At 64.5% G+C, this 13,417-nt stretch carries 15 protein-coding genes and 2 tRNA genes; 6 read left to right on the top strand and 11 right to left on the bottom strand.

Annotated elements, in window-relative coordinates; genetic code table 11:
• Positions 1-97: 97 nt before the first annotated feature.
• From AB3X08_RS16550 to AB3X08_RS16505, 10 genes are all read right to left on the bottom strand, one after another.
• Complete coding sequence (locus tag AB3X08_RS16550; protein ID WP_369933905.1) at positions 98-1,573, bottom strand: toprim domain-containing protein; 1,476 nt, start codon at positions 1,571-1,573, stop codon at positions 98-100.
• A 148-nt stretch (positions 1,574-1,721) separates the two neighbouring features.
• Positions 1,722-1,892, bottom strand: a complete 171-nt coding sequence (locus tag AB3X08_RS16545; RefSeq protein WP_369933904.1) for a hypothetical protein — start codon at positions 1,890-1,892, stop codon at positions 1,722-1,724.
• Positions 1,892-2,272: a helix-turn-helix domain-containing protein gene (locus AB3X08_RS16540; protein WP_369933903.1), complete on the bottom strand. Its 381-nt coding sequence runs from the start codon at positions 2,270-2,272 to the stop codon at positions 1,892-1,894. The genes AB3X08_RS16545 and AB3X08_RS16540 overlap by 1 nt, the downstream gene beginning before the upstream one ends.
• Positions 2,273-2,274: 2 nt before the next feature.
• Entirely contained in the window at positions 2,275-2,631 is a 357-nt protein-coding gene (locus AB3X08_RS16535; protein ID WP_369933902.1) for an N-acetylmuramoyl-L-alanine amidase, read from the bottom strand.
• Positions 2,632-2,636: 5 nt separating this feature from the next.
• Positions 2,637-3,071, bottom strand: coding sequence for a RusA family crossover junction endodeoxyribonuclease (locus AB3X08_RS16530; RefSeq protein ID WP_369933901.1), 435 nt, complete (start codon positions 3,069-3,071; stop codon positions 2,637-2,639).
• On the bottom strand, positions 3,046-3,708 hold the full coding sequence (locus tag AB3X08_RS16525) for an ssDNA-binding protein (protein ID WP_369933899.1): 663 nt from the start codon (positions 3,706-3,708) through the stop codon (positions 3,046-3,048). The genes AB3X08_RS16530 and AB3X08_RS16525 overlap by 26 nt, the downstream gene beginning before the upstream one ends.
• Positions 3,686-3,832 (bottom strand): hypothetical protein, encoded by a 147-nt coding sequence (locus AB3X08_RS16520; RefSeq protein ID WP_369933898.1) that lies wholly within the window; start codon positions 3,830-3,832, stop codon positions 3,686-3,688. The genes AB3X08_RS16525 and AB3X08_RS16520 overlap by 23 nt, the downstream gene beginning before the upstream one ends.
• Positions 3,829-4,026 (bottom strand): hypothetical protein, encoded by a 198-nt coding sequence (locus tag AB3X08_RS16515; protein ID WP_369933897.1) that lies wholly within the window; start codon positions 4,024-4,026, stop codon positions 3,829-3,831. Before AB3X08_RS16515 ends, AB3X08_RS16520 begins: the two co-directional genes overlap by 4 nt.
• 89 nt (positions 4,027-4,115) lie before the next feature.
• On the bottom strand, positions 4,116-4,250 hold the full coding sequence (locus AB3X08_RS16510) for a hypothetical protein (RefSeq protein ID WP_369933896.1): 135 nt from the start codon (positions 4,248-4,250) through the stop codon (positions 4,116-4,118).
• A 42-nt stretch (positions 4,251-4,292) separates the two neighbouring features.
• Complete coding sequence (locus tag AB3X08_RS16505; protein WP_369933895.1) at positions 4,293-6,713, bottom strand: DNA-directed RNA polymerase; 2,421 nt, start codon at positions 6,711-6,713, stop codon at positions 4,293-4,295.
• A gap of 484 nt (positions 6,714-7,197) precedes the next feature.
• Here AB3X08_RS16505 and AB3X08_RS16500 point away from each other — a divergent pair.
• A tRNA-Lys gene (locus AB3X08_RS16500) sits at positions 7,198-7,273 on the top strand.
• A 95-nt stretch (positions 7,274-7,368) separates the two neighbouring features.
• Here AB3X08_RS16500 and AB3X08_RS16495 read toward each other — a convergent pair.
• Positions 7,369-8,718 (bottom strand): S41 family peptidase, encoded by a 1,350-nt coding sequence (locus tag AB3X08_RS16495; protein ID WP_369933894.1) that lies wholly within the window; start codon positions 8,716-8,718, stop codon positions 7,369-7,371.
• A gap of 62 nt (positions 8,719-8,780) precedes the next feature.
• Between AB3X08_RS16495 and AB3X08_RS16490 the strand changes: the two genes are divergently transcribed.
• The 5 genes from AB3X08_RS16490 (at position 8,781) to clpX (ending at position 13,348) form a co-directional block, all read left to right on the top strand.
• A complete protein-coding gene (locus AB3X08_RS16490; protein WP_369933893.1) occupies positions 8,781-9,386 on the top strand; it encodes a winged helix-turn-helix domain-containing protein in 606 nt (201 codons plus the stop codon).
• 259 nt (positions 9,387-9,645) lie between these two features.
• Positions 9,646-9,730, top strand: a tRNA-Leu gene (locus AB3X08_RS16485).
• Between the two features lie 218 nt (positions 9,731-9,948).
• Positions 9,949-11,244: a trigger factor gene (tig, locus tag AB3X08_RS16480; protein ID WP_369933892.1), complete on the top strand. Its 1,296-nt coding sequence runs from the start codon at positions 9,949-9,951 to the stop codon at positions 11,242-11,244.
• A 62-nt stretch (positions 11,245-11,306) separates the two neighbouring features.
• Positions 11,307-11,933 carry an ATP-dependent Clp endopeptidase proteolytic subunit ClpP gene (clpP, locus tag AB3X08_RS16475; protein ID WP_184411657.1) on the top strand — a complete coding sequence of 209 codons (627 nt, stop codon included), beginning with the start codon at positions 11,307-11,309 and terminating at the stop codon, positions 11,931-11,933.
• Positions 11,934-12,061: 128 nt separating this feature from the next.
• A complete protein-coding gene (gene clpX, locus AB3X08_RS16470; protein ID WP_184411656.1) occupies positions 12,062-13,348 on the top strand; it encodes an ATP-dependent Clp protease ATP-binding subunit ClpX in 1,287 nt (428 codons plus the stop codon).
• The last annotated feature ends 69 nt before the right edge of the window (positions 13,349-13,417 follow it).

The following is a 13,417-nucleotide window of genomic DNA, read 5'->3' as shown; positions in this document are numbered from 1 at the left end:
GGCGCGCGTCTTGGGGAGTTCAAGCGGGAACGCCATGCTCGCTGCGAGTGCAGCCGAGGCGTCGTGTGGGATGTAGCCGTCGTGGCTGCGGAGCGGCTCAGTAGGGAGAGCCGGACTCGTCGCCGAAGTTGCTGCCGTCATCATCGTCCTCATACGGATCGGTGGTCGGGACCAGGCGGCCCGTCTGCTCGTCGTATGCGAGGTAGATGCACTTGCCCGTGGCCTGGCCGGTGTAGCGGTCCTTCAGGACACGTAGGGTGGTTGTGGTGCGAATGCGTTCGTTGCCGGCCTGCTGATCGCGTTCCAAGCCGAACATGAAGTGCGACCAGAAGCCGATGGCGCGGCTTCCCTTGAACTGACGGATGGTCACGCGCCCGCCTTCCTCGTGCGGCGAACCCTTCTCGGGCGTCGTCAAGTGCGAGATGAAGTAGATGCAGACGTTGAGTTCCATCGCCAGTTTCGCCAGCGCGGCCATCACCTGTTCCAGGACCTTCTTCTCGTCCTCGGCGTCGGCCGCCAGGGCCGTTAGGTGGTCCAGGAAAATGTGCTTCACGCCGTCGGCGACGACCATGTGGCGCATCTTTGAGGCGATAACTTCCCAGTCGGTGGTCCCGAAGTGGTCGTAGAGGACCACGTTGCCGGTGCTGTCCAAAATGTCGAACGCGTCCTCCAGCTCTTGCTGGGACCAGCCTGCGTCCGGTACGTGGAACCTCTTGGAGGCGTACTTGCCCGCCAGACGCTTCGCGGTTTCGGCGGGCGGCTGCTCCAGCTTCAGTACACCGCACTTCTCGTTGCAGGTGGTCGCCGTGAACACGATGATTTCGTCGAACACGTCTGACTTGCCCATGCCGGTTCCGGCACCCAACCCATAGATTTCGCCGTAACGGCGGCCCAGGGTGTATGTGGTCAAGTCATCCCACGGCCAAGGCATGCCAACCACGACCGGCGCCAGTGCCTTCTCACGCACCGAGCCGAACGTCACGATGCCGTCGGGGCGAACCGTCTGTGCCTCGTAGATGCACGAGACGATGGCCTCTCCGTTTCCGGCCTTGAGCATCTCGTTCGGGTCTTTCATTGGCAGCTGGGCGATGCGCGCCTTGCCCGGCGAGAGGATGGCGGCGACCTCCTGTGCGGCGGCCTGGCCCGGCTCGTCCATGTCGAACATGATGACAACTTCGTCGAACGCCTCCACCCACTCAAGTTCGCGCTTGATGGACTTGGCTGCGCCCTGTGCGCCGTTTGGAACGGACACCACGGGCCACTTCAGGCCGAGAACCTGGGCGACGCTAAGTGCGTCAATCTCGCCTTCGGTGATGACAAGGCGGCGGGTTGGTTGCCAGAGGTGTTGGCCGAATAGCCCGGCCTGCTTGGAGTCGCCAATGAAGGCGAACTTCTTGTCCTTGAAGCGGAGCTTCTGCGCGACGGTGCGCCCATCGCGGCGGTAGTTAGCGATCTGGCAGGTTTTGCCGTCCTTGTTCTTGCCTACCCAGTAGGAGAACTTGCGGCACGTTTCTTCCAGCAGACCGCGCGCGGCCAGGGCGGATACCTCGCCCTGTGCGAATTCGTCTGACATGCGTGGCCTTGATTGAGTGCGTGTCGCGTCACCAGTTGCCGGCTCGTAGTGACTGCAGCCGAAACAAAATCCATGCCCGTCGTCGTAGCGCGCGAGGTTGTCGCGACTTCCACACTTCGGGCACGGCTCCTTGGCGACGCAGTGAGATTCAGCGTCGGCTGACACGCTCGACCGACCACATGGTCTTGCGGCGGGTCACGCCCAGCTTGCGACTGTGCGCCGAGCGGACCATCGCGTACGTCCGGCTGCGCTCGGTCTTCGGGGTTTCGGCGGTGGCTTTGTCGAAGGCCAAGCGCATCGCGTTGGGGATCAGTTCCATCACTTGGCCTCCTCGACGAACGTGCGGAAGTCGGCCGACTCGATGTCGAGGTCATCGCCGTCCATGTGCAGTTCCTTCTTGCAGTACGCGCGGTACAGCTCGATCACGCGGTCCAGCAGAAAGCGCGGCTGCTCCTTGCTCGGCGTGTTGATGGGCGCGCCACGCCGCTTCTGGGCGCGGGTGAAGGAGTAGCGGGTGTAGGACTGCCCCGTCGCGTCCTGGCAACGCTCTTTGCGGATGTCGTAGCCAGCGCGCTTCAACTCGGTGATGCGCGATGCCAGCCGGCGAACGCGGTACACGCCTTCGGCCTGCCACGAGGTGATGTGCTGGTTGGTGTAGAGGTGATCGACGATCAGATTGGCTTGACGGGACAGTTTCATTGCTAGGTTTCCTGTAGAGGGCACACGCGGTCGAACGCCACGGGCAAACCGTGCTTACGCACGAGTCGCCGCAGCGCGGATCGCTGTTGCTCGGAGAAGTTGTCGGTTGGGGTCAGGGACTCATCGACGCCGCCCACCAGGCACACCTGCAGAGAGCGGTGGTTCGCTCCGGCTGCCAGGCATCCGGGTTCATCAAGGGTGCGGCCGTGGTGGACGGTGCCGTCGCGCTCGACGACGAAGTGGACTGCGATCTTGGAGAAGCCCTGGGATCGGTGGATTCGCGCCAGTTCGGCGCCAGTGACCTTGTGGTCGGGCCGAGTCATGGATGCGGTCACGAACAGTTGGTCGGGGGAGGTCATCTTCTTCAGTCGCACAGGTAGACCTGCAACGACGTATGCGGTTGCTCGCCTTCCTCGACGAAGCGCTTGGAGGCGTAGAGGCTCACAATCCACTTGTCGTCCGGCCAGATGCCGGCATGCGTTATGGCGTCGAGGGGCGCCTTGGCGTAGTTATCGATGTCACCCTTCGGGGTGACCAGCTTGGTGGTTTTCGGGCGGTGGCAAACGAACTCCAGGACCACATGCAGCTTCCCTTCGGGGAGCTTGGCGCGGGTGGTTGCCAGGTACTCGGCTGCTGCTTCCAGCCAGGTCTTGTAAGTCTTCGTGTGGTACGTGCCCCAGCGCGTAACGCGGGGCCGAGAAGCCGGGACGGGGTCGATGGGGAAACGGAAAGAGGCGGCCGGAGCCGCCCCTTTCGTGACCTTTGACGAGGGCTTAGTAGTCGCCGTCGTCGCCATCATCTCCGTCGCTGGAGTCGTCGTCCGAGTCGTCGTCGTCGCTGCGGTCTGCACCGTCCGCGATGTCGTCCCCCTCCTCCTCGTCGAAGTCGTCGGCCGCGCGGCTGGCGCCGCCGAACTCGACCAGCTTGATGATCTGCACCGCGACCATCCGCAGTGAAATGCCGAACTTCTTGTCCGCCGCCGCGAAGTACGGGATGGCTTCGAAGCTGACCTTCAGGATCGAGCCACCGCCGATGTTCGGCGGGTTCTTCAGAACTTCGCGCTTGGCGTTGATGATCGACGGGACCAGGGTGTAGACCTTGCCGGTCTTCTTGGCTTTGACCTTGTGCTTCATCTTGAAGTTGAAGGTGATGCGACCGGTCTCGTCGCCTTCGTCGTCCACCTCGGTGCCCCAGAAGTCCACCAGCGTGGCCTTCTTGTGCTTCGGGTTCTCGGACTTGAACTGCTCGAACGCCTCGTCGCGCACGACGGTCATCTTCTTGATGAACGCTTGGACTTCGGCGTCGGATTCATCCATCGCCAGCTTGGCGGAGAACTCGCCGTCGGCGTTGAACTTGGTGTCGGGTGCATTCAGGCGCGGCCAGATAGCCACGCCGGTAGGGGAGACGTAACGCTTATTCGCTTTCTTCTGGGTCATGGGTTTCGTTGGTGTCGATGATGTAGCCGGCCTCGATCAGGCGAGCTTCGGTGGATGTGGAGACCGCGCCGTACAGCTCGCTCTCAAGTTCGGCCCGCTCCAGCAGGCGCTCGATTTCGTTCAAGGCAGCTTTTTCGCCAGTTCTTCCTCGGCGTACTTGCGGACGGCCGAGAGGGTGTTGAGTTCGCGGAAGCGGCAGTCCGCTTCCATACGTTCGGTCAGCGCCAGGAGGCCGGTCGGCGAGTAGCCGCAGGCTTCGGCGGTGAAGCGGAAAGCGCAGGCCAGCCCGATTAGCTGGTCTGCGGGGTGCTCGACCATCTGCACTCCACTCAGAGCCGCGAAGGCGCCGCGGCTGGCCGCGTGCGCGCTTCGGGAGTGGAGGACGTGCGAGCGGAGCCGCGGCTCTGTCACTCGCTGCGGCCCATGCTGTTGCGAAATTCCTCCACAGTGCCGTGGACCTTCGGGTCGTAGACCGCGACCACTTGGCCGATGTTGTCTTGGGCCACGTACGTACCCAGGCGTGCGTTGAAATTGATGCTCATAGAAGAATCCTTTGTAGGGATATATCCCTAAATAGGGATATATCAGGCAAAAAAGTAGGCACTCTCCAGCACTGCGGAGAGGTCCAGGCCGCCTACGGGCGGAATGTCCGGGAGGTCAGCGGCAACCTCTGAGGGGAGCTGCTCGGCAAGCTCCCTGCGGAAGTCCCCAAGCACGTTGCCCTCGTACTGACGGACGAATGCGTGCCGGAGCGCAGCGGCCAGCCAGGCGGTGTTGCCGGCGTGCGTGCCGTAAGAGTCGTGGATCATCGCGAAGCTCTTGATGCCGTTGTCAGCGGCGATGCAGGTGGTGAGCATCAGGTGGCTCGCGTCGCAGGAGTGAACGAAGTTGGGCGAGATGCCCAGGCCCTGCCGACGACGGTCGAGTTTGGTCCCGTCAATAGCCAGGGTTAATTGCACCCGCTTGCCGCCGACGTGGGTATCCATCGTCTTGCCGAGGTCCTCCCGGTACTCCTGGAGGACGGGGAAGCCGGCTGGCGTGGTCCACGCAATGGGCAGGTCCGACGATGAGGCGACCTTGGACGCATCTTTCAACCAGTCCATCGCTTGGCGCGCCGCCACGACGACCTCGCCGATGCAGTCCCACAGCACGTCGCCCAAGTAGGCGGCCTGTTCGTTGGACGGAGAGAGACCCTCCTTCTTCGCGTTGGCGAGCACCTGGCCGCGCATGCCGGACTTGGTGACGCCGTAGGGTAGGGTCATGACAGGCTGCTTGACGATGCCGCGCGTCAAGAGGCCGTCCCAAAAGACCGCGCAGGCGTCGCCGGCCTCGGCTTCCGCTTTGATGCGGACTGCGGACACGTCCTTAACCTTTGTGTAAATGTCGGCTGGCGTAACTGCCGGTAGCAGGTTGGTTGCCGCTCCTCCGACCTCGTCCCGCAACATCGCGGAGAAGTTCTGCAGGCCATTGCAGGAGCCGTCGAGGGCCACGGGCAGGTGCGAGACGTGCGCGTAGCCGTTCATGGTGTAGCCCAGCCATTCAAAGCAGGCCGCCAGTGCGCAGAAGGGGGAGTCGGCCTTGGACCAGGCCCTCTGACCGTCGAGTGGGGACAAGGCGGAGTCGAGGATCATCTCTTCGTTCGCCTTCACCCACGCCACGCGCTCGTCAAAGGACACCTTGTCCACGCCGAAGCAGTTGGCGAGGTGGACCGCTAGCCAGAACGCGCCGTCTTTGCCGAGCGGCACGCCCTCGGCCAGGGTAAGAAGCGCCTTGGCTTGGTCGTCGCCCTGCGGCGTCAGGATCGAGGGAATCGGGTAGACGCGGCCGCGGAAGTCGAGGTTGTGGGGGAAATAGATCGCTTCCTCATCCTTGAACTTCATCGCCAGCGCGATCTTCTGCGCTGCCGACAGGCGCCGCGACATGCCGCGGGCGTTCTCCTCGTAGACCTCGGCGCGGCTGCGCTTCCAGTCCTTGAACTCGGCGGCGTGGTGCTCCTTATAAAAGTTGGGGTCGGTGGCCAGCAGCTCCGGCTGGGCCGGCAGCTCTAGCAGATCGCGGGAGGGGAGGTCGGCGAAGCCGCCGCCCATCGCCCAGGCGTCTTGCATCACTTCCAGGATCGGCTTGTTGACCTTCCAGGCGGTGGACTGGATCAGGTTGACCGCCCGGTAGACGTTCGGCATGTCAGCCTGCTCCAGCTCGCGCTTGTAGGCGCGATTCCTGGTCCGGACTAGGTCGGCGCGGCCGCCGATGTCGGTCAGGTATCCGCCGTCGCGCGGGGTGGTCCAGTCGCGCGGTGGGACCAGCATCGGCATCCACACCGGCAGGAACATGGAGGCGCTCTCGTGGGCCTTCTGAAGCCAGTCCATGATCGCGGGCGTACCTTGCAGGGTCGCCACGGTCTGGTTCTTACGTGGTCGGGTCACGACGATTTCGGCCAGGTCGGTCGCCTCGATGAACAGCTCGATGAGCTTCATGCCTACCAGCGTCTCTTCCTCCGGGGAGAAGATGAACAGCTCGGTCTCGGTCTTCGCCAGCGCGTGGTTCATCACGCCGGTCGCGTGGTGTGCGGAGGTGGACTTCTTGAGCTGCTGCTGGATCACCCGGTAGAGGCCGGCGTGGTTGTCCCTCAGCTTCTTGTAGTTCACGTCCTGTGCGATGGCGGAGCCGACGGAGCGAGCGACTGCGATCAACTTGGCCTTGTCGCCCGTCAGCGCATTGACGCAGACCGTCGCCGTCAAATAGGCGCAGCCTTCCGGGTCGAGGTGCTCCAACCACTTCACGGCGGTGTGGCGCCTGCCGCCGCCGCCAGTCTTCGCCTTCTCTACGAACGCGCGGATGGCCTCGCCGGTCCTGGCGACTGCCTGCATGACCAGCTTCCTTCCGGGGCCGGTGTCGGCCTCGTCGGTGTTCTTGGCGGCCTTTTCGTATCGAGCGATCCCGAGAGAAGTGGATTCGGCTTCAAGCTGCAGCTGTCGGTTGTGAAGTGCTTGGGCGGTATGTTGCATATTAGGCATGAATCCCTAAAGTGAGATAATGTGGGCAAACGAAAACCGCCCCCGCCGTAAGGCGGAGGCTTAGGGTGGAACTTGGCGAAAACCGGCACCGTCAGGGGGGGACTTGAAGCTCCCTCCAGGTGAACTGAAGGAGGGAGTCTTAAGTGCTACCGCTGCGGCGGGGCTATACTATCCCTATCTAGGGATTGTTGGTAGCTTGAAGGGAGCTTGGTCTTCGTCCTCCGCGGGGGAAGGTTCTGTCTATAGGCAGGGTTATTAGGGCGCGTCACCTTTACCGTCCGAGATGTCACCTGTGCGTCACCCGGGGCGTCACAAACGCTCCAAAACGTTGTAGACTGGGAAGCTCGGTGGGGATTGTGATTCCAGATGTCGGGGGTTCGAGTCCCCTCAGCCACCCCATTGATCGCGTGACCCGCTGCTTCGCGGGGTGTTGCAACGAAGCAAAAAAGCGCATAAAATGCGCGACTCAGTTTCAGGGCCGTTAGCTCAGTTGGTAGAGCAGTTGACTCTTAATCAATAGGTCCAAGGTTCGAATCCTTGACGGCCCACCAAATAAAACAGCCACTTAGCGCAAGCCAAGTGGCTGTTTTTTTATGCGCCAATCTTTTTTGGCGCAGCTGTGATGGCATGGCGCGTGCGTCCACGCTCAGTGCCTCGCCGCCGCGATCGCCAGTGCCGCCTCCACCATCGCGTCGGGCCGCAGCGGATCGTCGTCGAGGACGATGTCCGGCGTGAGCCAGATCGGCGTCGCCGCTCCCGACGGCCGCACCAGTAGCAGCCGCGGCGCCCACAGCACCAGGCCGGTGTGCGGCAGCGCGATCTTCTGCACGCCGCCGGTCTGCGTGCTCCTGACGCTGGCGCCCTCGCCGAGCAGCGTCCCGAAGCCGAAATCCTGCATCGTGTCGGCGAACAGCACCGCCGAGGAATAGGTGCCGCGGCCGATCAGCACATAGACCTTGCCGCCGAAGTGCAGCGGATCTGCGGTCTGCGGAGTCGCCCAGGTGTCCACGGTTCCGCTCAGGACCTCGCCCTGCCGCTCGTGCTTCGCCGGGTCGTCGCGGAGCGCTTTCTTGGTGTAGCGCGATGCCCAGCGATACGGGCGGTCGGCGAGGTAGGGCAGCAGCCCTTGCAGCCACATCGCATCGTCGCCGCCGCCGTTCTGCCGCACATCGATGATCAGCGTTCGCGTGCCGTTGGCTTGCATCTGTTGGAACGCACGGCGCGCGAACGCCACGAATGCGGCCGGCTCGGGCCACGAAAAGGTCCGGATCGTCATGACCGCGGCGGCGTCCGGACGCAGTTCGAAGGCGAATTGCCGGTCGAAATCGTCCTCGCCGAGCAGGATCGAAGGGCGTGCATGGCTTGCGGGTATGCGCAGCCGCGCCTGCTGCGGCCCGGCGAGCGTCAGCCGGAAGGTCGGGGGCGCGCCGTACACCTTCCAGTAGAAGAACCACCAACGTCGCGACAGCAGGTCGGCACGGAAGCGCGCGCTGTCGCCGTGCACATGCGCCAGCAATGCGCGTGCGACCTGGTCCGCGGGGGCGCCATTGATCGCCTCGACCCGGCGCCCGGCGAACGCGGTCGGGGCGCCGCCCAATGCGGAGAGGATCCGCACCCGTGCCTGTGCATCGACTGTGATCTCGAACGGAAACAGCGCGCCGCCGTCGCGCAGATAGTGTTCCGTCTCGCCGCGCCAGTCGGCGTAACCGACGAAGAAGTGGCCGTCCGCAAGCAGCGGATTGAGCGTGGAGAATTCCCGCCAGGCCGCATCGCGATCCAGGCTGGTCGAAACCCGCTGGCGCAATGCGTCGATGGCGCGCTGGAGCCGTGCAGGATCGACCGAATGCGACGGTTGCGGATGGGTCGCGGCGATGCCTGCTTCCAGGGCATCGATGTCGGCGCGCAGTTGCTGCGGGGTGTAGCGCTCGGCCGCCTGACCGGACGCGGCGCCCAGGATTGGCGAGATGGCGAAGAGAAACAGGAATGCGCGGAGCAAGTGCGGGCTTTGCATGGAGGCGTCCCTGGGAATGTGTTGAAAAAATACCATATAATTTCAAAATGACGAAAAAAGCCGAACACCCGTTAGACGCCGCCGCGATCCGCGATCCGGCGCATATCCGTCTCCTGGCGTCGCCGGTACGGCAGGAACTGGTCGATACGCTGGCGTCGCTGGGTGGAGAGGCCAGCGTCGCGGAGCTGTCCGAACAGCTGGGACGTCCTGCGGACGGGCTCTACTACCATCTGCAGTTGCTCGCCGAGAGCGGGCTCATGCGCGAAGGCGAGGGCGCGGCCGGGGAGCGGGTGTTCCGGCTCGCGGGCAATGCCGGCGTCCCGCTGCGCCTGTCCTACGACCTGGCCAGCGCAGAGGCGGTGGCGGCCCTGGCCGCCTATGCCAAGGGCCTGACGCAGGTCGCCGAGCGCGACTTCCAGGCCGCCTTGAAGCAGCACGATGTCGAGGTCGACGGCTCCGGCCGGCAACTGTGGGCGGCGCGCAACAAGGGCTGGCTCAACCAGGCGGAACTGGCCGAGGCCAATGCGCTGTTGGAACGGCTCTGTGCGTTGCTGAGCCGCCCGCGCGATCCGTCGCGCGACCGGCCGATGTCGCTGGCCTTCGTGCTGGCGCCGGCGGCGGTGCGCGGGCGTCGGCGGGCGTCCAGGCGCTGAGGGAGATTGTCTGGCGCCCTCGCCATCGGCGGGATCGCGGAATATGCGCTCCGCGCCGGCATTTCGACGCTCGATCTTCGCAGTGAGGCGATCTAATACCTTGATTGCAAAAGGCCTGCGGCGCCGTGTCCCGATCGGCGGGCGAGAGTTCCGCATCCCCGGCCTCCGGCCGGGCAGAGCGCCATCCACTGCGCCGCGCGCCTTTTTCTTTGCCGGCAGGCCTGCAACAATGCACGGGCGCGCCTTCGAGCGCTGCAGCGCGAAAGTGGCGGAATTGGTAGACGCCCTGGTTTTAGGTACCAGTGCCGCAAGGCGTAGGGGTTCGAGTCCCCTCTTTCGCACCATCCCGGCGGCGCTTGCGTGGCCCGCTGCGCCCAGGTCCCGCCGGCTGCATCCCCCGCCGCGCCAGGCCTGCAGCGGCACCGGCCCGACCCGGTGCGCTGGCAGGCACCGCGGGAATAGGCGAAACTATCCGGCTGCGGCGGCCGTCCCGTGCCCGCGTCAACCCGTCTTTACTACATCGTGCCGAGAGCCCCGTGGGCTCCCGGTGGCAGGAGTCCACATGCAAGCTTCGATCGAAACCACCGGTACCTTGGAACGGCGTCTGACCTTCACCCTGCCGGAGGAGCGTCTGGAGACCCATATCGGCGGCCGCCTGCGCGAAGTCGCGCGCACCGCGCGGATCAAGGGCTTCCGTCCCGGCAAGATCCCGCCGAAGGTGATCGAGCAGCGCTTCGGGCCGCAGATCCGCGCCGAGGCGCTGGACGGCCTGCTGCGCGAGACCTTCGACTCGGCGGTGCGTGAGCACGAACTGCGCCTGGCCGGCAACCCGCGCATCGACCGCGCCGGCGACAACGAACTGCAGTTCGTGGCGACCTTCGAAGTGGTGCCCGACTTCGGCGACATCGATGTGGCCAAGCTGGAAGTGGTCCGCCACACCGCCGAGGTCACCGACGCCGACATCGAGCAGATGATCGAGAACCTGCGCCTGCAGCGCCGCACCTGGCAGCCCGCCGGGCGTCCGGCGCAGGACGGCGATCTGGTGACCCTGGAAACCTGGTCGCAGGCCGGCGACGAGCGCCTGCCCGCCGAGGGCGTGGAGAAGGGCAGCAGCGTGATCGGCTCGGGCGTCATGTTCCCGGCGATCGAGCAGGGCCTGGTCGGCCTGTCCAAGGACGAGGAAAAGACCCTGACCGTCGATTTCCCGGCCGATTGGCGCGTGCCGCAGTTCGCCGGCAAGCAGGTCGAGGTGCACGTGAAGGCGGTCGACGTCGCCGCGCCGGTGCTGCCGGAGGTGGACAAGGAGTTCATCAAGAGCTTCGGCGTGAAGAGCGGCGACGCCGAGCAGTTCCGCAAGGACATCCGCATCAACCTGGAGCGCGAGCTCAAGGGCGCGCTGATGAACCGGCTGCGTCGCGAGGTCGGCGAGCAGCTGATCGCCGCCTACGCGTCGGTGGAAATGCCGCCGCGCCTGGTCGAGAACGAAGCGCGTTCGATGCTGGCGCAGCAGGTGGAGCAGATGCGCCGCTCCGGCCGCGATCCGGGCCAGGTGCCGGACGACGCCCACCAGGGCTTCGTGGACGCGGCGCGCAAGCGCGTGCTGGTCGGCCTGCTGGTCGGCGAGGTCGCCCGCCGCAACGAGCTGCGCCTGGACCCCAAGCGCGTCTCGGAAACCCTGCGCCTGATCGCCTCGACCTACGAAGAACCGGAACAGGTCATTGAGATGTACCGCAACGACCCCCAATTGATGGGTGGACTGCAGAGCCGTGTGATGGAGGAGCAGGTGATCGACTGGATCGCCGAGCGCGCCAGGCACACCGAGCAGGCGATGACGTTCCAGGAAGCGATCCGGCAATAAGGCCCGTCGCAAGAGCCCGCACATCCCTGTGCGGGGATTAACTTAAAAGCAGGAGTTCCCGCGTGGACAATGTGACCAAGGCGTTGAATCTGGTTCCGATGGTGGTCGAGCAGACCAGCCGCGGCGAGCGTGCCTACGACATCTATTCGCGCCTGCTGAAGGAGCGGCTGATCTTCCTGGTCGGTCCGATCGACGACCACATGGCCAACGTGATCGTGGCGCAGATGCTGTTCCTGGAAGCCGACAACCCGGAAAAGGACATCAGCATCTACATCAACTCGCCCGGCGGCGTGGTCACCGCCGGCATGGCGATCTACGACACCATGCAGTACATCAAGCCGGACGTGAGCACCATCTGCGTCGGCCAGGCCGCCTCGATGGGCGCGCTGCTGCTGGCGTCGGGCGCGGCCGGCAAGCGCTATGCGCTGCCGAACTCGCGGGTGATGATCCACCAGCCGCTGGGCGGCTTCCAGGGCCAGGCCACCGATATCGACATCCACGCCCGCGAGATCCTGACCCTGCGCGCGCGGCTGAACGAAATCCTGGCCAAGCACACCGGCCAGTCGCTGGAAACCATCGCCCGCGATACCGAGCGCGACAACTTCAAGAGCGCTGTCGATGCGCAGGCCTACGGGCTGGTCGACCAGGTGCTGGAGCGGCGTCCGGAAGAGTCGATCCAGCCGGCATAAGGCTTGCATGTACTGAAAAACGCAGCGTATTCCGCAGGGCCGGGGTCGGGCTAGCGTCCTCCCGGCCCTGTGCTATTCTCGAAATCGAACCCCCGTTCATCGGGTGGGGTAACTGGGTAAGCGAAGCAATGAGCGAAGACCGGCAAGGCCGTTCCGGCGACAGCAACAAGATTCTGTACTGCTCGTTCTGCGGCAAGAGTCAACACGAGGTCCGTAAGCTGATCGCCGGGCCGAGCGTGTTCATCTGCGACGAATGCGTCGAGCTGTGCAACGACATCATCCGCGAGGAGCTCGAGGAGAAGGCGCAGTCCGCACGCAGCAGCCTGCCCAAGCCCAAGGAAATCCTCGAGGTGCTGGACCAGTACGTGATCGGGCAGCAGCGCGCCAAGCGCACGCTCGCCGTGGCCGTGTACAACCACTACAAGCGCATCGAGAGCCGGCAGAAGAACGACGAAGTCGAACTGGCCAAGTCCAACATTCTGCTGGTCGGTCCGACCGGTTCGGGCAAGACGCTGCTGGCCGAAACGCTGGCGCGCCTGCTCAACGTGCCGTTCACGATCGCCGATGCGACCACGCTGACCGAAGCCGGCTACGTCGGCGAGGACGTGGAAAACATCATCCAGAAGCTGCTGCAGAAATGCGACTACGACGTCGACAAAGCGCAGCAGGGCATCGTCTACATCGACGAAATCGACAAGATCTCGCGCAAGAGCGAGAACCCGTCGATCACCCGCGACGTGTCCGGCGAAGGCGTGCAGCAGGCGCTGCTGAAGCTGATCGAAGGCACCGTGGCGTCGGTGCCGCCGCAGGGCGGGCGCAAGCATCCGCAGCAGGAATTCCTGCAGGTGGACACCAAGAATATTTTGTTCATCTGCGGCGGCGCGTTCGCCGGTCTGGACAAAGTGATCCAGCAGCGTTCCAACGACGTCGGCGGCATCGGCTTCGGCGCCAAGGTGAAGAGTGCCGAGCGCAAGCGCGAAGTCGGCAAGATCCTGGCGGAAGTGGAGCCGGAAGACCTGATCAAGTTCGGCCTGATCCCCGAGTTCGTCGGCCGCCTGCCGGTGGTCGCCACGCTCGAGGAGCTGGACGAGCCGGCGCTGATCCGGATCCTGACCGAGCCGAAGAACGCGATCACCAAGCAGTTCAAGAAGCTGTTCGAGATGGAAGGCGTGGAACTGGAGTTCCGGGCCGATGCGTTGCTGGCCATCGCCAAGAAGGCGCTCAAGCGCAAGACCGGCGCGCGCGGCCTGCGCACCATCGTCGAGTCGGTGCTGCTGGATACGATGTACGAACTGCCGTCGCAGGAAAACGTCAGCAAGGTGGTGGTGGACGAGTCGGTGATCGAACACAAGTCCGAGCCGTACCTGATCTACCAGACCCCGCCGCCGGCGCCGAAGGTGGCCTCGGCCGAGTGAGTGCCGGGTGAAGCCGTGGCGCTGTCCTGCCGCGGTCTTCGCGATTGGCTAAATGCTTGAAAGAAAAGG

It is taken from the genome of Xanthomonas sp. DAR 34887, from assembly GCF_041245805.1.
Lineage (GTDB): Bacteria > Pseudomonadota > Gammaproteobacteria > Xanthomonadales > Xanthomonadaceae > Xanthomonas_A > Xanthomonas_A tesorieronis.
The sequence above is the reverse complement of the archived record's forward strand: the minus strand, read 5'-3'. Positions and strand labels throughout refer to the sequence as shown.